General features: G+C 61.0%; 18 protein-coding genes. 9 read left to right on the top strand and 9 right to left on the bottom strand.

The features are described from left to right. Positions 1 to 332: 332 nt before the first annotated feature. The 3 genes from ACYQ14_RS10385 to ACYQ14_RS10395 form a co-directional block, all read right to left on the bottom strand. Positions 333 to 890: a KH domain-containing protein gene (locus tag ACYQ14_RS10385; protein ID WP_283836507.1), complete on the bottom strand. Its 558-nt coding sequence runs from the start codon at positions 888 to 890 to the stop codon at positions 333 to 335. A 115-nt stretch (positions 891 to 1,005) separates the two neighbouring features. Continuing rightward, complete coding sequence (locus ACYQ14_RS10390; protein WP_459887808.1) at positions 1,006 to 3,348, bottom strand: DEAD/DEAH box helicase; 2,343 nt, start codon at positions 3,346 to 3,348, stop codon at positions 1,006 to 1,008. A 214-nt stretch (positions 3,349 to 3,562) separates the two neighbouring features. Then, positions 3,563 to 4,093, bottom strand: coding sequence for a PH domain-containing protein (locus ACYQ14_RS10395; RefSeq protein WP_459887811.1), 531 nt, complete (start codon positions 4,091 to 4,093; stop codon positions 3,563 to 3,565). Positions 4,094 to 4,213: 120 nt separating this feature from the next. Here ACYQ14_RS10395 and larE point away from each other — a divergent pair, with 120 nt between their 5' ends. Together larE and ACYQ14_RS10405 are read left to right on the top strand one after the other, a co-directional pair. Next, positions 4,214 to 5,065 carry an ATP-dependent sacrificial sulfur transferase LarE gene (larE, locus tag ACYQ14_RS10400; RefSeq protein ID WP_459887814.1) on the top strand — a complete coding sequence of 284 codons (852 nt, stop codon included), beginning with the start codon at positions 4,214 to 4,216 and terminating at the stop codon, positions 5,063 to 5,065. A 193-nt stretch (positions 5,066 to 5,258) separates the two neighbouring features. Continuing rightward, positions 5,259 to 5,615, top strand: a complete 357-nt coding sequence (locus ACYQ14_RS10405) for a hypothetical protein (protein ID WP_459887816.1) — start codon at positions 5,259 to 5,261, stop codon at positions 5,613 to 5,615. Positions 5,616 to 5,836: 221 nt separating this feature from the next. Here ACYQ14_RS10405 and ACYQ14_RS10410 read toward each other — a convergent pair whose 3' ends face one another. Next, entirely contained in the window at positions 5,837 to 5,980 is a 144-nt protein-coding gene (locus ACYQ14_RS10410) for a hypothetical protein (protein WP_459887819.1), read from the bottom strand. Position 5,981: 1 nt separating this feature from the next. After that, entirely contained in the window at positions 5,982 to 7,742 is a 1,761-nt protein-coding gene (locus ACYQ14_RS10415; RefSeq protein ID WP_459887820.1) for a nitrite/sulfite reductase, read from the bottom strand. A 465-nt stretch (positions 7,743 to 8,207) separates the two neighbouring features. Here ACYQ14_RS10415 and ACYQ14_RS10420 point away from each other — a divergent pair, with 465 nt between their 5' ends. The 5 genes from ACYQ14_RS10420 to hjc all read left to right on the top strand — a co-directional run bounded on the left by ACYQ14_RS10420 (position 8,208) and on the right by hjc (position 12,295). Next, the gene (locus ACYQ14_RS10420) at positions 8,208 to 9,491 is read left to right on the top strand and encodes an adenosylhomocysteinase (RefSeq protein ID WP_459887823.1); all 1,284 of its coding nucleotides are present in this window, start codon (positions 8,208 to 8,210) and stop codon (positions 9,489 to 9,491) included. A gap of 209 nt (positions 9,492 to 9,700) precedes the next feature. Next, positions 9,701 to 10,234: a DoxX family protein gene (locus ACYQ14_RS10425; RefSeq protein WP_459887826.1), complete on the top strand. Its 534-nt coding sequence runs from the start codon at positions 9,701 to 9,703 to the stop codon at positions 10,232 to 10,234. 252 nt (positions 10,235 to 10,486) lie between these two features. Beyond that, positions 10,487 to 10,699, top strand: coding sequence for a DUF7511 domain-containing protein (locus ACYQ14_RS10430; protein ID WP_459887828.1), 213 nt, complete (start codon positions 10,487 to 10,489; stop codon positions 10,697 to 10,699). A gap of 158 nt (positions 10,700 to 10,857) precedes the next feature. Further along, positions 10,858 to 11,667 carry a CPBP family intramembrane glutamic endopeptidase gene (locus ACYQ14_RS10435; RefSeq protein WP_459887831.1) on the top strand — a complete coding sequence of 270 codons (810 nt, stop codon included), beginning with the start codon at positions 10,858 to 10,860 and terminating at the stop codon, positions 11,665 to 11,667. 103 nt (positions 11,668 to 11,770) lie between these two features. Then, positions 11,771 to 12,295, top strand: coding sequence for a Holliday junction resolvase Hjc (hjc, locus tag ACYQ14_RS10440; RefSeq protein WP_459887834.1), 525 nt, complete (start codon positions 11,771 to 11,773; stop codon positions 12,293 to 12,295). 45 nt (positions 12,296 to 12,340) lie between these two features. On the opposite strand, the gene ACYQ14_RS10445 is transcribed toward hjc, so the two are convergent. The 3 genes from ACYQ14_RS10445 to ACYQ14_RS10455 form a co-directional block, all read right to left on the bottom strand. Further along, positions 12,341 to 14,224, bottom strand: coding sequence for an acyl-CoA dehydrogenase family protein (locus ACYQ14_RS10445; protein ID WP_459887837.1), 1,884 nt, complete (start codon positions 14,222 to 14,224; stop codon positions 12,341 to 12,343). A 115-nt stretch (positions 14,225 to 14,339) separates the two neighbouring features. Beyond that, positions 14,340 to 14,483, bottom strand: a complete 144-nt coding sequence (locus ACYQ14_RS10450) for a hypothetical protein (RefSeq protein WP_459887840.1) — start codon at positions 14,481 to 14,483, stop codon at positions 14,340 to 14,342. 139 nt (positions 14,484 to 14,622) lie between these two features. Continuing rightward, positions 14,623 to 15,255: an SWIM zinc finger family protein gene (locus ACYQ14_RS10455; protein ID WP_459887843.1), complete on the bottom strand. Its 633-nt coding sequence runs from the start codon at positions 15,253 to 15,255 to the stop codon at positions 14,623 to 14,625. Positions 15,256 to 15,510: 255 nt separating this feature from the next. On the opposite strand from ACYQ14_RS10455, the gene ACYQ14_RS10460 reads away from it, so the two are divergent. Together ACYQ14_RS10460 and ACYQ14_RS10465 are read left to right on the top strand one after the other, a co-directional pair. Then, positions 15,511 to 15,768, top strand: a complete 258-nt coding sequence (locus ACYQ14_RS10460) for a DUF7472 family protein (protein WP_283836487.1) — start codon at positions 15,511 to 15,513, stop codon at positions 15,766 to 15,768. 82 nt (positions 15,769 to 15,850) lie between these two features. Then, positions 15,851 to 16,237, top strand: coding sequence for a hypothetical protein (locus tag ACYQ14_RS10465; protein WP_459887846.1), 387 nt, complete (start codon positions 15,851 to 15,853; stop codon positions 16,235 to 16,237). 261 nt (positions 16,238 to 16,498) lie between these two features. Here the strand turns inward: ACYQ14_RS10465 and priL are convergent, their stop codons facing one another. Beyond that, positions 16,499 to 17,572 (bottom strand): DNA primase regulatory subunit PriL, encoded by a 1,074-nt coding sequence (gene priL / locus ACYQ14_RS10470; RefSeq protein ID WP_283836484.1) that lies wholly within the window; start codon positions 17,570 to 17,572, stop codon positions 16,499 to 16,501. Positions 17,573 to 17,701 lie beyond the last annotated feature (129 nt).

Below are 17,701 nucleotides of genomic sequence, written 5' to 3' on the forward strand. Positions count from 1 at the left end.
GCTATTCTATATAAACCTTTCCCTATTGGACAAATGGCTTCCCCCAATATAGCTTGAGTCGGGTGTTTTCGTGATATCGGCTGGATGGGTATTTATAATACGTTTGTAGTGCGTGAGAACGCACGGGTTGCTACGACGGTGGATGTTTCCATTGGCTAACGCCCTGTCCAACGGTCAGTTGCATCGGTCCGGGTGAATCGAGACCCGTGACAAAAGGAGTTGTGCAACGAACCGGCAGCAAGAATCGAACCGCGAATCCGGTGGAGCGAGTTAGCGTTGATAGGCCACGTTCGATATCCGATGGCCTCCTCTAAAACCGGTGAACGACCCCCTTAGGATTTACCGCCGGGATACTCGTGATACTGCATTCCCTGGTGTTTCATCTCGTTGTGTCGCTCCTCGAGGAACGAGTAGACCGCGCCGTGGGGTGCGCCATCGAGTAGCATCTCGGCTGCGGTCCTGACGGCGTCGACTTCCGGCGGTGTACCGATGATACCCAGCGTCGAGCCGTAGATCACGACCGAAGCCCCCGAGAGTTCTTCCATCAGCTCTCGAGTTCGGCCGCCTTCGCCGATCAGCCGCCCCTTCTTGCGTTTCATATCGTTTTTGTTACGCGAGGCGGTGTCGATGTCGACGATGTCGAACAGCATCATCTCGTTGTCGAGCAATCGAAGTGCGTCTTCTGGCGGGAACCCGCGCCCGATCGCGCGAACGATTTCCGGTCCTTTGAGTCCCTTGACCGGATCGCCGACGGTTTCGACGGCGACCGAGCCGTTCTCGGAGTCGATATCCAGTCGCACTTCGGCCTCCGCTTCGATTCGTCGCATCGTCTCGCCTCCCTCTCCGATGAGAACGCCGATACGGTCCTGCGGAATCTTCACGTGCTGCATATGTGCCAATACTGGCCGAGACAGCAAAAGGGCTTGGACCGCGTGCGCAGGTCGTCCCCACGCTTCTCGAGACGCCATCTAACGGAATCAAAAACGGGTACCGAACGACGGTGACCTACACGATATCGACAGTCTTCGTCTGCTCCTGTGGCACGAGCGGGAGTTCAGGAAACGCCACGCTGACGGCAAATTCGAGTTCGTCCGCGTTCGCACCGAAGACCCCGACCGGGACCGCTTTCTCGCCTCGGAGATACGTGCTCGTACTCGTCATCTCGACCCCGTTGACGGTGACGCGAATACCCGCCTGTGCGGGCTCGCCGACGTTTCGAACCGTCACTTCGTGGGCCTCGTTCTCGCCGGTCGCGATTTCGTCGGGGAACCGTCCCCACTCGAGTTCGACCGCGGGGAGCGACTGGGCCCCCTCATAGACCCGTTCGGCGACGCCCTCCGAGAGGCCGGCAGAAACGAGTCCGTCGGTTCCGCTTTCGACGATGTCGCCGGGCGTCGATTTGCCCTCCTTGGCGAGTTTGCTCGCGCGGCCGGGGCCAACGCCGTCGATGGCCGTCAGCCCGACCGCGTCCTCGGCGACCCCGTTTTCGATCCGGGCCTCGACCTGTTTCGCCAGGTTTGCCTCGTGTGGGCCGGAAAACCGCTCGAGGAACGCTTGCAGAGCCGAAATCAATCTTGTCGCGTTTCGGCGGATGACCCAGGCGTCGCTCCGTAGCTCGCTCGGCGTGCTTCCGGTCGCGGCCCCCCGCAAAATTGCGAGCACCTTGCGCTGGCCCGCCTCGAGATCGTCGGTTTGCTGGCCGACCAACACGGCGTTGATCGCGTCGCGTTCGGACTGGCGAGCCGAGACCGAATCGAACTCGACGGCACCGGCGACGGTCTCGAGGATATCCGCGGTCTCGATTTCCTCGCGCTCGGTCAGCGAGGCGAACCTGGCCGCCGTCTCGAGTCGCAGGTAGTACTTCGAGGCGAGCACGCCCCGCGCCGTCGCCTCGATCGAGAGGTCCTCGCCCGTCTCGACGAACCCGCGCTCGACCAGCCGCTCGAGGCAGTCCCGAACGCGCTGTCGAAGGTTTGGAAAGTCGTACGCCTCGGGTCTGGACTGGCCCCGAACGTAGTAAAACGTCGTCTCGAGCCAGTCCATCACGTCCTCGAGATCCGTGATCGTCCCCATCGCGATCTCGGCGTTGAGGTGGGTCTCGAGGCTTTCGGCGAGTCTGGATTCGATCTCCTTGCCGTCTTTGAGGAGCTGTCTGTACTTGTCGGCCTCCGACGCGTCACAGACGACCCAGCCGTACCCCACGTCGTCGTAGCCCGGCCGACCCGCGCGTCCGAGCATCTGGAGCACGTCGAGCGGGCTCATATCGACCTCGCCCTCGAGCGGATCGTGGAGTTTCGTGTCCCGAATCACGACGCAACGTGCGGGCAGGTTCACGCCCCAGGCGAGCGTCGAGGTTGAGAACAGCAGTTCGACGATCCCCTCTTTGAACCATTCCTCGACCAGATCGCGGTCGTTCTTCGAGAGCCCTGCGTGGTGAAACGCAACGCCGTCGAGGACGGATTTTCTGAGCGTGTCGTTCTCGAGTTCCTGTGCGTCAGTGTGAAAATCGTAGTTCCCGCGGGCCCCCATTGGCACGTCGCGCTCGGCGATTTCGTCCCTGGCTTTTTCGGCCGCTCGAACCGTGTCCTGACGGGAGGAGACGAATACCAACGCCTGGCCGTCTTCCCGAAGGTGGGGTTCAGCGAGGTCGAGCGCCCGGTACAGCCGTCGGTACTTGTCCGCGAAGGCGTTCTCGCCGTGCGTGTAGGTTTTGACCCCTGCGTTGAGGTCGACGGGACGGTACTCCTCGTCGAACTCGAACGTCGTCTCCGCGCTCGCGTCGAGCCACGCCGCCACGTCGTCGACGTTCGGCATCGTCGCCGAAAGCGCGACGATTCGAGGATCACAGAGCCGACGGAGTCGTGAAATCGTCACCTCGAGCACCGACCCCCGTCTGTCGGCGTCGAGCAGGTGAACTTCGTCGATCACACAGACGTCGATGTCCGTGACGAAGTCATAGCGCCGGGAGTCGTGTTTCCGGGTCGCCGAGTCGAGCTTCTCCGGCGTCATCACGAGGATGTCCGCGCGACGTGCGCGACGCGGGTTCAGATCCCGCTCGCCGGTGACGACGTAGACGGAGTAATCTAACTCCTCGAACCGGTCCCAGTCGTCTTCCTTTTCGTTCGTCAGCGCTCGCATCGGGGCGATAAACAGTGCCGTGCCGCCGTCGGCGAGCGATTTACAGATTGCCAGTTCCGCGAGCGCGGTCTTGCCCGACGCGGTCGGCGCGCTCGCAACCACGTTCTCCTCGCGCTCGAGCAACGCGGGAAGGGCCTCGCGTTGCATCCGGTTGAACTCCTCGAACGCGAAGGCGTCGGCGAACTCCGGCAGAACCTCGGCGACCTCCATCGTTCGAAAACGGGAAGTGGTGGGTGAAAGGCGTTTCCTTCGCGGCCTCGGAATTTCTCCTCCGTTCTCGGTGCTCCGTTACTCGAGACAAACACGTACGGGGTCGATAATGTGACCATATCGTAGCTCTCCGTCTCCTCGACGCCAACCGTGCACGATTCGAAACCAGTTCTCACGAAGTGACGGAAGCGACGGTCGGGTCGGCAGGTGCCGCTCAAACGCGATCCTGGCGGTTCGACGCCTCTCGTCCGGAGACGTTCTCGAGCTGGTCGCTCAACAGGCTGCTGGCCTGTTCGGGTCTAGGGACGCGTTCGAACGTGAGCTCCGGATCCCCCGAGCCGGCGGTGTAGACCGTCAAGTTTCCGTACCCTAGCACCCGCCCGACGGCGTCTTGCTCGAGGCTGGTGTTTTGGACCCGATTGAGTCGAAACTGGGTCACGTCTCTCGAGACGACGCCGTGTTTCTTGTAGAGTTCGGCGGTGGTGATCACGTATCGGGTGTTCGTCCAGACAAGGTATCGAACGAGGACGAGCGAGATCCCCGCGAGTGCGAACACGAATCCGACCGCCAGGAAGATGGTATTCTCGGTCGTCGTACTCCACCCGACGATGAGGATTCCGACGAGCGTGACGATGACGCCGACCGGAAGGCCGGTCCCCATCGCGATCGGATGCGGTCGGCTCTCCCAGACGATGTCGTGGTCGTCGCTCAAGTGAAACCAGTCCGGCGTGGAGCCGAAGGCCATTGCGCTCTCGTTATTCCGTTCGTCCCCGTAAAGCTATCGTAGGAATGGTGTGATTACTGGGTGTCGGGTCGGGACAGGAGTGACAACGTCCTTTTGCCTATCCGGGACGAACGGCCGAGCATGACAACGGTCGAGGCCAAACTCGAGGCCGCTCGCGCCGACCTCGCGACCCGCGACGGCGTGTTGGTCGCGTTTTCCGGCGGCGTGGACTCGAGCGCCGTGGCAGCCATCGCTCACGACGCCCTCGGCGAGGACGCCGTCGCCTGCACCGCAAAGAGCGAGACGCTTCCGGAGGCGGAACTCGAGGATGCGAGACGGGTCGCCGAGGAGATCGGTATCCGCCACGAAACCGTCTCCTTCTCCGAACTCGAAAGCGACGAGTTCGTCGAGAACGACGGCGATCGGTGCTATCACTGCCGGACGATGCGACTCGGCGAGATGCTCGAGACGGCAAAACGCCTCGACATCGAGACGGTCTGTGACGGAACCAACGCGGACGATCCGGGCGCAGGCCACCGACCCGGACTGCAGGCGGTCGACGAACTCGACGTCGCCTCGCCGCTATTGGCCCACGATATCACGAAGTCGGAGGTCCGAGAGATAGCCGAGCGCTACGACCTCTCGGTCGCCGACAAGCCCTCGATGGCCTGTCTCTCTTCTCGCATCCCGACGGGGCTGTCCGTGACCGAAGAGCGCCTCACCCGTGTTGAACAGGCCGAGGCGCTCCTCCGGGACTGGGGCTTTGAACAGTTCCGCGTGCGCGATCACGACGGTCTCGCGCGCATCGAAGTCGCTCCCGACGAACTCGAGACCGCACTCGAGCGACCGTTCGTCGAGGCCGCTCGAGACGCGCTTTCCAATCTCGGGTTCGATCACGTAACGCTCGACTTACACGGCTACAGAACCGGAAGCGTGAGTCCCGAAAACGACGACTCGGTCGCCGAGGACGCTCCCTCGAGTGCCGAGGAGTGATCCGGCCGAAGCGGGCTCTTTCTCCGATCGGATACGCGCATTCTTCGACTTCGCCGATATTTGGGGGACGTTCGTCCAAAATATAAACTGGTTCGAACAGCAAAACCACTCATAGGTTCGATTATCCTACTAACGTCCGGGAATATTGCGTAATACGACACGAACGTATCCCTTCCGGTAATAGAGACACCTAATGGAGATCGAGGTTCCCCCAAACTGGAACGAAGACGAACACAGGAGCTACACGCCGGCGGACACCGACCGAGAAATGCAGTACCGAACGTACCTCCACGAATCGGGCGACCTCCGTCTCAAAGTTGCCCCGGCGTCGCTCGACGGCGAGGATCATCCGGGGTATACGCTCACGACGACCAGCTATCCGGGACTCGAGTTTTCGGAGACTGAGACGGTTAGAACCGTCCTTACCTTCGAACGCTGCGGGAAGATTGCACGGCGGTTTATGGAACTCTTTTCTGCGAGCTACGACGGGCCGGGTTCGCTCGAGGACGCCGTCGAGTACGCCCACGAGCGGACGTGCGAGCACCGATAGGATATCCCCACTCTCGGATTTTTTGCATCCAGCGGCTTTCATCGGTAGCTGTTGCCTTCTCGACATGCCGTTTCGAACACAATCCCCGTCCGTTTACGCGGGGAGGATGTCAAACGCTGGCGCTAACCGTTCCCATTCAGAACTGTCCTCTCGAATGTATATTGGCGTTCGTTCAAAATTAGCTCGTGCGACTAGCAAACATCTCCTCGATCAGGAACGGCCTACTCGAACAGTTCGGGAGCTGCGTCGATCGAAACGTGTTGTTGGCGTGAGCCACACCCTCGCCGCTCCTCGTCGTGTGTGGCGCGCTCTGTCTGCTCGAGCACGTCCATCGACAGTTCGGGGTGGCGACGGTCTCGAGTCATCTCAGTCGTCCGACGGCGCGGCGGAGCTTTCGCTCTCCGAATCGGCCACGCCGTCCGCGAATGGATACCACGCCTGTTTGCCATCGCCCATGTACGGCGCGTCGAAGTCCGATTCGGCCGGCTCGCAGAACTCGACGAGCGCTTCGGTGCCGGTCGCCTCGACCCACTGACGGAACGTCTGTCCCTCTGATCGGTGGGCCGCGAAGGCCTCGAGGAGTCGCTTGATCGCCATCGGCGCTTCGTCCGCGGGGACCCGTTGTTGGATCCACTCGACGAACGAGGGATCCTCGCCGACGCCGCCGCCGACGCCGATGTCGAAGGCTTCGACCATTTCTCCGTCCTTGCGGGCACGCATGCCCTGCAGGCCGATATCCGCGGTCATCGCCTGTCCGCAGTCGGCCGTACAGCCCGAGTAGTGCATGTGGATGTGCTCGACGTCGTCGGGAAGCTCGACGTTGGCGTTGAGCCAGCGGAGCATCTTGGCCATCCGCGCTTTCGTCTCGGTCAGCGCGATCGAGCAGAACTCGGTGCCGGTACAGGCCATCGCGCCGCGGTCGAAGACGCTCGGTTCCGGCGGGTACTTCGAGACCAACGGCTCCTCGAGCAACGCCTCGAGGTCGTCGTCGGGAACGTCCGTGATGATACAGTTCTGTCGGCGGGTGAGCCGCACTTCGCCGGAGCCGTACTCGTCGGCCAGATCGGCGATCCCAATTGCGTCCTCCGCAGGAAGGCGTCCGACGGGAACGGTCAGTCCGACGTAGTTCTTCCCGTCGGATTGGTCGCCGACGCCGACGTAGTCCACGCGGCCATCGTCCGAGGGACGACCCGCGTTGTAGGTGTACTCCCCGCGGAAGTCCTCCCCGGCGGTCTTCAGTTCGAAGTCGACGTACTCCTCTTGGAGCGTCTCGCGGATCTTCTCCTCGCCCCAGTCCTCGACGAAGAATCGGGAGCGGTTCTTCGCTCGAGTGGTCCGGTTGCCGTAGTCGTGATAGAGTTGAACGAACCCGCGGCCGACCTCGTAGGCGTTCTCGGGCGTAACGAAGATATCGAGGGGCGTCGCCGCGCGGGGCTTGCGACCACCGAGGCCGCCGCCGACGCGGACGTTGAACCCCTTGATCGTCTCCCCATCGATCTCCTTGCGCGCCGCCTCGAAACCAATGTCGTTGAGCGAATCCTGGGCGCTCCCGTCTTTCGACCCCGTCGCGCTGATGTTGAACTTCCGGGGCATGTTCGCTAGCGCGTCGTCACCGCGACAGTTCTCTTGGAACTCCTCGAGCAGCGACAGCGAGTCGACGTACTCGTCGATCTTGCCCGCGAGCGCGCCGCCGGAGATGTTTCGCATCGTGTCGCCGCCGGCGGATCGGCTCGAGACGCCTGCGGCCTCGAGGTGATCCCAGACGTCAGGAACCTCCTCTAAGTCGATCCAGTGGAGCTGGACCGACTGTCGGGTCGTCAGGTCGAGAAAGCCGTTGCCGAACTCCGGGTTCTCGATCGGGCCGGTCGCGTAGTCGCGAGCGACCTCGCCGATCGCTCGGAGTTGGCCGGGTTCGAGAACGCCACTCGCGTTCGTTAACCGCATCATGAAGTACGATTCCTGCCCGTCGCGCTGGTGGAACAGCCCCCAGAACTTGAACCGGGTGAACCACTTGTCGTACTCGTCTTCGGGAATCGACTCGAACCCCTGCTCGGCAAACTCGAGGATGTGCTCTCGAACCTCGTCCCCGTAGCAGTCTTCCTTGTACTCCTCTTTTTTATGAGCCATCGGTGGACACCCCGACTGAACGTCCGTCTTCTAAATTAGCAGATTTCAATTGGATCATTGCTCAATGTACGGTTCATAGCCATGGTAGTGAACAATATAATGCTAATCGTTTACAAATAGCCATATTTGAGCGTATTCTCGGACGAGTACTCGATGTACAATGGAATATGGTTTGTATTAGGACGTTGATTGACAGTATTCGACGCCGATATTCTGCTGTTTTTTCATTGTTGGCTACCCGAATACCAACTCCATTCCAGTTGATCGTTTCACCGAGTACCGATCGTGTCGAACTCGGCGCTACGTGGCGCTTCGACCCCGCACTCGAACCGATGAAACGCAATGGGTATCCTGATTCACTGCACCTATCCAAAATCCCCCCCCCGACGACCCGCTCTGCGTTTCGACCGCCGAGCGCCGCGGCGCTTCGGTAGCGTTTTCCCCTCGCTCGCACTCTGTTTAGCCATGACAGCGTATCCGCCGATCAGCGAGCAGTTAGACGATCTCGAGGACGCGCAAGTTGCGGGTCGTCGGAAGATGGACTGGGCAGCCCAGCACATGCCCATCATGGAGGCCGTCGGCGAGGAGTTCGAGGCGAACCAACCCTTCGAGGGCGAGCGAATCGCGATGGCGATGCACGTCGAAGCCAAGACGGCGATTCTGGTCGAATCTCTCGCCGACGGGGGCGCCGAGGTCGCCGTTACGGGTTGCAATCCCCTCTCGACGCACGACGACGTAAGCGCGGCGCTCGATACCCACGAGAACATTACGAGCTACGCGAAACGCGGCGTCGACGACGACGAGTATTACGAAGCGATCGAAGCCGTCATCGCCCACGAGCCGACCGTAACGGTCGACGACGGGATGGATCTCGTCGCCGCGATCCACGAGGATTACCCCGAACTCATCGACGGCATCGTCGGCGGAGCCGAGGAGACGACGACGGGCGTCCACCGACTGCGCGCAATGGACGAGGACGGCGCACTCGAGTACCCGGTCTTCGCGGTCAACGACACGCCGATGAAACGCCTGTTCGACAACGTTCATGGCACCGGCGAGTCCTCGCTGGCCTCCATCGCCATGACCACGAACCTCTCGTGGGCCGGGAAAAACGTCGTTGTCGCGGGCTACGGCTACTGCGGCAAGGGCGTCGCGAAGAAGGCCGCCGGCCAGAACGCGAACGTCATCGTCACCGAAGTCGAGCCACGGCGCGCGCTCGAGGCACACATGGAGGGCTACGAGGTCATGCCGATGGCCGAGGCCGCCGAAGTCGGCGACGTCTTCCTCACGACGACGGGCAACCGCGACGTCGTCGTCGAAGATCACTTCGAGAAGATGAAAGACGGCGTCTTGCTCGCAAACGCCGGCCACTTCGACATCGAAATCGACCTCGAGGCGCTCGACGATCTGGCCGTCGACCGGTACGAAGCGCGCGACGGCGTCGAGGCGTACGAACTCGAGGACGGCCGTCGGCTCAACGTCATCGCCGAAGGTCGACTCGTGAACCTCGCGGCACCGGTTTCGCTGGGCCATCCCGTCGAAGTGATGGACCAGAGCTTCGGTATTCAGGCCGTCTGCGTGCGTGAAATGCTAGAACATAGCGACGAATACGGAGCGGGCGTCCACGACGTTCCCGACGAACTGGACAAGGAAATCGCCGAGATCAAACTCGAGGCCGAAGGCGTCGACTTCGACTCCCTGACCGACGTCCAGCGCGAGTACATGGGCTCGTGGGATCACGGAACATAACGTCTCGTCTTGGAGCCTCGTAACGCCTTCATACCGAATTGTTTTCTTGCGCGATTTAATGCGCATTGATAAAACTAAAGACTAGGTAGGCACACTGAGGTTGGCAGTAAACTACCGTTCTACAACAAACTATTTCCCACCCGATAGGAAGTCCCCTCCTCCTACATGTGGGTATACGACAAACGATTACCTGTAAGAGGTGTCCGACAATGACTGAAACTTCGGTAAATCGGTTGGAAAGTACGTTTGGGGGAGTGACGCTCGAGGGACGTCCGCATCAACTCTCCGCGTGGGCGATCGTCGGTCTTCGAGTCCTGATGGGGTGGGTCATGCTGACGGCGGGCTGGGGGAAAATCACTGACGGGTTCAGTGCCCACGGCTATCTCGCGAACGTCGATCCGGCGAGCCCGGCCAGCGCGGCCTTCGGGATGATGGCCGAAAGTGCCGCGATGATGGCTGCGGTCGACGTGATCGTTCCCTGGACCCAGCTCCTGATCGGAGTGGCGTTGATCGCCGGGGTCTTCGTCCGATTAGTCGCACTCGGAGCAGCCACCCAGATGGTGCTGTTCTACTTCGGGAGCTGGGACGTCGCCGGCGGGCTGGTCAACGACCAGCTTGTCTACGCGGCGGTCTTCCTCGCGCTTGGAGCGTTCGCCGCTGGACGGATCCTCGGGGTCGATCGGTACCTCGAGGAACACCCGATCGTCGAACGCTTTCCGAAGCTTCGCTACCTCCTCGGTTAGGCGGCGGCGCTCACTGGTTGCTATCCATTATTCCCCCTCGCCGGGGAGTTCCTCCCACCCTTCTCGAGAATTCGAAAAAACTCGCTATTGTGGACGATTATCCGATCCATGGGGATATGTGTTCGATATGCTTTGGAATGTTCAACTAACTCTGCCATCTAGTTACGTATGTCTTCGAAAATCCGATAACTGAACACAATCAAAACACATATCCCTCCTCTCGACAAGATGTGGATACGGAAACGATCCACAATGTCCAACATTTCACGTCCAGACGTCCCGGTCGACGGGACGCTCGAGACGGAGTCCGAATCGGCCGCAGCGCTCGAACACGTAACTGCGGAGTACGACGACGGCCCGAGTGCCTGTACGATGTACCCTCGGAACTGTACCGATCACGAGATTGCGACCCACTGGATCACGGCCGAAAAGGGATCGTACGTCGATCTTTCCGAAATGCGGTAACAGGTTGGATTACTTCTCACTGGCAATTTTCACGGCGACGATTTTCTCGAGTGTATCGGATAACGACGAGGATCTGAGGCTGTCGTTCGGTTGATTCCAATCTGAACCCCACTTCCGGAAAAGGAACGCCCAAGGGACTCGTCGATGTACCGTTCCGCATGGCCTCCCCCACTCCCTCCGAGAGCCCAACACGATCCATTCTCGTCGGGCTTGGTCTCGCCGTTTTCGCGTACGTCGTCGCGAACGTTCTCGTGGCACCGCTCGGGTTCGTTGATCCAGCAATTGCCGATCCGGATCAACAGGCCGAACGAGGAACGACCATCGCGATGATGGTCCTGAACTTCGCCGGATTCTTCGTCGCCGGCGGAATCTATCTCGCCTACACCGGCCGGGGCTGGTCGTACGTCGATCTTCGTATTCCGTCGCTCCGTGACTGGCTGTGGATCGTCGTCACGACAGTCGGGAGTATCGCCTTTATCATCGCGTTCGGCGTTCTCGTCCAGCTTCTCGAGTTACCACAGACGCCCAACGACGTCGTCACAATGATCGGCGACGATCAGGTCCTGTTGCTCGCGATGTTCGCTATCGTGCTCTTTGCCAACGCTCCGGCCGAGGAATTTCTGTTTCGGAACATCATTCAGAAACGCCTCTACGACTCGTTCAGCAGAGCCGGTGCAATCGTGGTCGCGAGCCTGATCTTCGCGGCCGTCCATCTCCCGGTGTATCTCGTCGGCGGTCCGCTGTTCGGGACGCTCGTCTCGCTGTTCGCCGTCTTCTGTGGCTCGTTGATCTTCGGTTACGCCTACGCTAAAACGGACAACCTCCTGGTTCCGACGGCCGCCCACGCGGGGTTCAATCTCTTCCAGTTCGGAATCCTTTATCTTCAACTCGAGTACGGCGATCCAGAGGAGCTCGAGGAACTGCAATCCATGCTCTTCGAAACTGTGGTCGTTCTGATACCGCTCTGAGTGACCGACACACCGTGATCGGTCTCGGACCCCGCCGTCGCCACACTTCGGTGCCGTATTGCGGTCCGCCCAGTTTAAGAGGGGCGACACGTGAGTGAGAGATATGTCTCAGGCGAAAGGCGATCGCCGCGAGCGTGAACTCGTCAATTTGCTCGACGAGTCGGGCTTTGCGGTGATGCGTGCACCAGCGAGCGGATCGGCGACGGAGCGGGAACTGCCGGACGTGCTCGCTGGCGACGGCGACACCTTCTATGCGATCGAAGCCAAATCGAGCTCCGGCGATCCGATCTATCTCACCGGCGAAGAGGTCGAGGCGCTCACCTACTTCGCACAGAACTTCGGCGCGAAACCGCGGATCGGCGTCAGGTTCGATCGCGAGGACTGGTACTTCTTCCATCCCGGCGACCTCCACGTCACCGACGGCGGAAACTACCGCGTCAAAAGCGAGACGGCCATCGCCGACGGCACCGACTTCTCGGAGTTCGTCGGCGAATCCGAGAAGGTCACGCTCGAGGAGATCGACGAGGACGGCGTCGACACCGGCCCTAACCCCGAAATCGTCCGGGTTCTCAACGCGGTCGAACAGGGCGTGATGGACGTCGAGGAAGCCGCGACGTTGCTCGAGTAGGGTAGTCGTTTGCTGTCGATCCGGTGCCGGCGTGCTATTCTTCGTTTAATCGTCCGCCGGCACCGACTCCGATAGCTGTTCGGGCTCGATCGACCCGTACCGAACGATGGCATCGAACTGTTCGAGGGGCAATCGTTCGCCGTCGGTGATTCCCCGCGCGTCTCGGTCCTCGAGTTCGTTCGCCACGAATCGCTTTGCGACGAGCGCCGTTCGCCCGTTTCCGTCCTCGAGACCCATCTGGGCCTGCTCGAGCAAGAGTGTGGCCGTAAAGACGTCGAAGATGTAGTGGGCGAGTCGTTTGGCCGACAACTGTGCGTAGTCGGCGTCTTCGCCGGCGAGCGTCGCCATCGCGGTCGCGAGGTCGTTGCACTCCGATTCGACGATTTCTACAGTCTCCTCGAGTGCGGAGTGGTCCACGCCGTCCAGTCGCTCTCGGACGGCCTCGAGGAACGGTTCATGGGCCTCCTCGCGCTCGAGCGCCCGGAGCACGTCGAGCGAGAGGATGTTCTCAGTTCCCTCCCAGATCGGGAGGACCTGGGCGTCCCGAAGCAGACGATTGGTGACGAAGTCGTTAACGTAGCCGTTGCCGCCGTGGACCTCCATAGCGTAGGAGGCGGTATCGACGGCCATCCGTGCAGTTCGTGCCTTCGCGATAGGGATCAGGAGCCGCATCAGTCGGTAAGCGTCCTCGGCGGCGTCGTCGGGGTTGGGCTCGACGGCGTCGTCGGCCGTTCCGCTCTCGCGTTCTCCGCGCTCGAGTCGCTCTCGTTCGGAGAACAGCCGCGCGACCTCGAACGTGAACGCCGTCGCGGCCTCGTGGTCGACGGTCATGTCGACCAGATCCGCCTTCATCAACGGGTACTGGTCGATCGTTTCGCCGAACGCCTCCCGATTCGCGGCGTAGATTCGGCTCTCGAGCAGCGCCCGACCCATGATTCCACACGACGCTGCGGCGTTCGAGAGCCGTTCGATGTTGAGCATCTCGGCCATCTGCGTGAAGCCGTTTTCCTCCTCGCCGATGAGGATTGCTTTCGCACCCGTGAACTCGACTTCGCCGGTGGGAACGGAGATCGTTCCGAGTTTGTCCTTCAGACGGCGATAGTACTGCTCGTTGAGTTCGTCAGGTGCCAGTCCACCATTCGCGCTCGACTTCTCGAGGCGATCACGTTTGGTCGTCACGCCGCCGTCCGGGTCCGTGTGGGGAACGAGAAACAGCGAGAGTCCGGCCGTCCCTTCGGGTGCGCCCTCGGTGCGCGCGAGCGCGAGCGTCCCTTCTGCGTCGATGTTCGAACAGAACCACTTCTCGCCCTCGAGTCGCCAGTAGCCCGATTCCTCATCGTAGCTCGCGCTGGTTTCGTTGGCTCCGACGTCGCTTCCGCCCTGTTTTTCGGTGAGAAACATCGCGCCCTCGACGAGGTCGTCGTAGTCGCGACTCGTGAGTGCCCAATAGTACGGCTCGAGTTCCTCGTCACCGAACTTCTCGAGGACGAGCGCCGCACCCGTGGTCATCGCGACGGGGCAATCGAAGCCGGGGTCGGCGTAGCAGAGTAGGTACTGCATCGCGAGGTTGTGACTGAACGGCATCGGCTCCTCGCGACCCGGTGGTGCGTGAAACGAATCCGCGACAATACCTGCCTCGTAGGCGAGTTGCTCGTCCTCGTGTTGCTCAGCGGGATAACGAACGTAATTTTGTATCTCTCCGTGTTTGTCGTGGGACTCGAGCACCGGTCCGTTGTCGTCGATGTAATCCGCGTTGTCGGCGATCGTGTGGCCGACGGTCCGGCCGAACGACGAGAGCCTGGACTCGGCCCACTCGAACTCGGAACTGGTGTAGATCCGCTCGAGTTCGCGCTGAAGGGCACGATCGAGCTCCCAGTAGTTGACGCCCCGTCCCTCGTCGAACTCGCCGAAATCGATCCCCTGGCCCATATGTGCGAATAGTTCACGTCTGGCAATAAAACGGCAGTATCTCAACCCGTTCTCGGTTCACGAGTGTTGTCTGCGGCGCTCTCGAGCGGTGGGACGTTCGGAGCGTCTCGTCCTCTTACGCGCTTTCGTCTGTCCGCCTCTCGTCGAAGAACTGGTTCAGCGCCGCTCTCGTTCCGAGGTACGACGCCGCTCCGATTGCGAGGAGAAACGCTACGGCACCGAGTACGGTGTAGCTGAACAGGATTTCTAGCGATACCATGGTGGTGCTTGCACGCACCTCTCAAAAATAGTGTCGGCTATCTAACGTCTCGAGTGAGCGGCGAGTCTCGAGGCGGATTCGGTACTGCTTTCCTCTACCCGTCGCCGTTCCGTCTCTACTCGTTCCCGTCTTGGCGGCTTCAATCGGCGTCGGTGACTCGTTCGAGGCGCGTTCGTGGGAACACGTACACCTTCAGCGAGTCGGGGACGACGCCGTTTCGGGCAACGGTCGCGTGCGGATAGACCGCACCGACAACCGGCGTATCGGGGTCGTACTCCTCGTTCGTGCCGTACTCGGCGACGGTACTGCCCGCGTCCGGAATGCGGACGTAATCCGCTCGGAGATTCGAAACGCCGACGACTGTCAGCCGATCGTTCGTTTCGCGGTCCCGAACCGTCACGCCGGGGTAGATTCGATGGCGTTCGCAGTAGAACGGACCGCCCTCGTCCTCGTCGACGAAGATCGACTCGCCGCAGTCCGTACACTCGACGGCGATCTGGCCGAGCGGCGGGACGCGCCCCGCCGTGATTTCGATGGCGACGCGACGAATGTGCTTACACCGGACGTTCCGAAACACGTGGTCCGGACACGTACACCGGCCCGCCTTGAGGTCGATGAGATACGTGTTTTCGCTCTCGGATTCGACCTCGTAGAGGCCGTCGCCGAGCGCGAGGACGGACATCGCTTCCGTGCGCGCTCGGAGCGATCGCTCCTCGAGTCGTCTATCGGTCGGTACTGGAAGGCTCGTTTTCGGTGACGCGGTTGTTATCATGGGTGCGTCTGGGGGTCACAGGCGGTCGGCTAGCTATTCGAACACCCTAGGTTCTCGGCGATAATAACGGCAACGCCTGCGAACTAAACGGCCGAAAGATGCTCTCTTCGTCCTCATTTCGGCCGATTGGCTATTTCCACCGTTTCGTTCGACCCGCTCGATAATTTCGTGCTCGATCGCTATTCTGAGGCCGATCTTTTCGCGTGGACGACGCCTTCGATACGTTTTTCAGCGATCCGGCGAAATCACCAGTCAATGCTCGAGCGTGAGCGAATCATCGAAATCATCGTAGCCGTTTTCTCGGTCGCCGTTATGATCGGGACCATGGTTCACATCGGGTCTACCTACAGCGGGACCAATAACGCGCTTTCTCCCGAAGGTGGGGAAATGCTCGTTGCAGCCATCGTCGGCTTCGTGTTCTTGCTCGTCGCCGTTGGAATCGTCCTCGCGTACGTCCTGAACGACCCCGAAGACGGTCTCGAGGACGAACCCGAGGCCCAGAGTTCGATATAGGCCGATTCGACGCCCGTCGAACGTTTTCTGCCATACCGATACCCGAACAACTTATTTCTGGTAGGAGGAACAACATTTCCGTATGAGCAATCTGACCGTCCCGACGTGGGTTCAGCGGATCGTGATCGGCCTCATGCTCATCTTGTTGGTCTCCGGCGCTGTCGCCGAGGTTGGCGAACGCTGGGTCGGTGTTTTCCTCGGACTGGCCCTCGCCGTTCTCCTCGTTTCGTGGCTCGTTTCCGCTCGCTCGAGTTCGGACGGAGCAACCGAACCCGGGGCTACTGGGGACGACGGCGGTGGAGAGTCCGTTGATTCGGACGGTAACTCCGTCTGGAACGCGATCCCGTCTCGACAGTATACGGGCCGCCACGTCGAATCGGGCGGGCTCGCTCGAGACGATCAGGAGAAAGCGCTGGCGGAAATAGAGGAGGAAGCCAGAAAGCAAGCACCCGAAGAGTTTCGCGATTGAGCCGACACCGGCTGTGAGTCACAGTCTTTCTCGCGTCCGCTTTGCTCCGCTCGAGGAGCCTCGATCGCTTCAGAGAGTCGTTCGTAATTCTCTCCCGGCGTAGAGACTCCGTCGGCGGTTTCGTTCCCCGAACCTCGTTCTCTGCTCAGGCTGGCTGGAAAGATAGTAACCACTGAAAGCCAGTGCACATCCAATCGCACGACAGCTATGCGATTCGTGTGTAAACAGTTTCAGTTGTTACGATAGTTGCGAACGACCCTATCAGGCGTCGCCTTCGGCCGTGGCCTCTCGCCAGTCCTCGAGTTCGTCGTCGTCGGCGTCGTCGATGCGATTTTCGTAGTAGGCCATCGGGTGTGGAATCTCCTCGCAGAGGTCGTCTTTGTTCACGCAGTCGCCGTAGGACTGCATCGTCGCACACGAGGGCGGCGAGTACTCGGTCGGGGAGGTATCGCCCCGGATGTGATCCGTCTGGTATCTCGTCATCTCCTCACCGAACGAGGAGTTGACGCGGTAGAGATCGACGATATCGTCGGTTTCCATCCCGATGCTCGCGAGAAACGCCGTGATCGCAAAGCGGGAGTGATGGGGCAGGTGTTCGCCCTTTTGAATCTGATCGAGAAGCGCCTTCATACACGGCGGGAAGAGATCCGGAACGACGGTATCGATCTCTCGAGTCAGGTCCATTTCCGACAGTACTTCGCGGATCTCTTCGGCCTCGTCTTCGAGTTCTGCGCCGATAGCGTCGGGAACGTCGAACGGAAGCCCGTCCTCGATCCGCTCGCGGACGGCCTCCCGAAGCAGCGTCAGCAACTCCGTCTCGTCGACCGGCACGTCGCCATCGCCGAGGGGTTGGTTGACGAGTCGCCACTCGTCCTCCCAGAGATCGCCGGCGAGGGGGAGGTACGTTCCGACGTCGATTCGATACTCGCCTCCACCAGTCGTCCGAACCGACTCGTCGAGGTCGAACTCCGAGAAGAGGTCCTCGAGGTCGAGCCCCGTCGTCTCGACGCTCTTTAGCTCCGTCGTATCCTCGAGATCGTCCGTAAACCGATCGAAGGCCGTTTCGGCTTCGGCTCGAGCGTACTTGCGAACCAGTATTGACTCGTTAACCAGCGAAACGAGCACCCGTGCGACGGGATAGGACAGCAGTTCCACGCGGGGCTCCCGGTGGCCCTCGCCCGTCGTCCCCTCCTCGAGGGAGGCGACGACGCGCTCGCGGGCGCGATCGACGACGTCCCGGTCCTGCTCGACCACGGTGGCCAGATCGACGGCCTCCGTGGCGACCGAGTCGCGGGCTGCCTCGAGGAAGGGGTATCGGGCGTGCAGTCGCTGCATCGATAAGACGATATTACTGGTGCAGGTTAAACGCGCTGATTGTCGGCGACCGGGCGACTTGGAAGTGGCTGTTCGGTCTACCCGCGAGTCACTCGCGGGCCGGCGTCGGTGTCCTGTCTCGACGTACAA

It is taken from the genome of Halostagnicola bangensis (genome assembly GCF_054653435.1).

Coding starts and splice junctions, on each gene's coding strand:
- ACYQ14_RS10415 (WP_459887820.1), bottom strand. CDS start 7,742: ATGGCTCATAAAAAAGAGGAGTACAAGGAAGACTGCTACGGGGACGAG.
- ACYQ14_RS10445 (WP_459887837.1), bottom strand. CDS start 14,224: ATGGGCCAGGGGATCGATTTCGGCGAGTTCGACGAGGGACGGGGCGTC.
- ACYQ14_RS10395 (WP_459887811.1), bottom strand. CDS start 4,093: ATGGCCTTCGGCTCCACGCCGGACTGGTTTCACTTGAGCGACGACCAC.
- ACYQ14_RS10435 (WP_459887831.1), top strand. CDS start 10,858: ATGGCCTCCCCCACTCCCTCCGAGAGCCCAACACGATCCATTCTCGTC.
- ACYQ14_RS10390 (WP_459887808.1), bottom strand. CDS start 3,348: ATGGAGGTCGCCGAGGTTCTGCCGGAGTTCGCCGACGCCTTCGCGTTC.
- ACYQ14_RS10450 (WP_459887840.1), bottom strand. CDS start 14,483: ATGGTATCGCTAGAAATCCTGTTCAGCTACACCGTACTCGGTGCCGTA.
- ACYQ14_RS10465 (WP_459887846.1), top strand. CDS start 15,851: ATGAGCAATCTGACCGTCCCGACGTGGGTTCAGCGGATCGTGATCGGC.
- ACYQ14_RS10425 (WP_459887826.1), top strand. CDS start 9,701: ATGACTGAAACTTCGGTAAATCGGTTGGAAAGTACGTTTGGGGGAGTG.
- hjc (WP_459887834.1), top strand. CDS start 11,771: ATGTCTCAGGCGAAAGGCGATCGCCGCGAGCGTGAACTCGTCAATTTG.
- priL (WP_283836484.1), bottom strand. CDS start 17,572: ATGCAGCGACTGCACGCCCGATACCCCTTCCTCGAGGCAGCCCGCGAC.
- larE (WP_459887814.1), top strand. CDS start 4,214: ATGACAACGGTCGAGGCCAAACTCGAGGCCGCTCGCGCCGACCTCGCG.
- ACYQ14_RS10410 (WP_459887819.1), bottom strand. CDS start 5,980: ATGACTCGAGACCGTCGCCACCCCGAACTGTCGATGGACGTGCTCGAG.
- ACYQ14_RS10385 (WP_283836507.1), bottom strand. CDS start 890: ATGCAGCACGTGAAGATTCCGCAGGACCGTATCGGCGTTCTCATCGGA.
- ACYQ14_RS10430 (WP_459887828.1), top strand. CDS start 10,487: ATGTCCAACATTTCACGTCCAGACGTCCCGGTCGACGGGACGCTCGAG.
- ACYQ14_RS10455 (WP_459887843.1), bottom strand. CDS start 15,255: ATGATAACAACCGCGTCACCGAAAACGAGCCTTCCAGTACCGACCGAT.
- ACYQ14_RS10460 (WP_283836487.1), top strand. CDS start 15,511: ATGCTCGAGCGTGAGCGAATCATCGAAATCATCGTAGCCGTTTTCTCG.
- ACYQ14_RS10405 (WP_459887816.1), top strand. CDS start 5,259: ATGGAGATCGAGGTTCCCCCAAACTGGAACGAAGACGAACACAGGAGC.
- ACYQ14_RS10420 (WP_459887823.1), top strand. CDS start 8,208: ATGACAGCGTATCCGCCGATCAGCGAGCAGTTAGACGATCTCGAGGAC.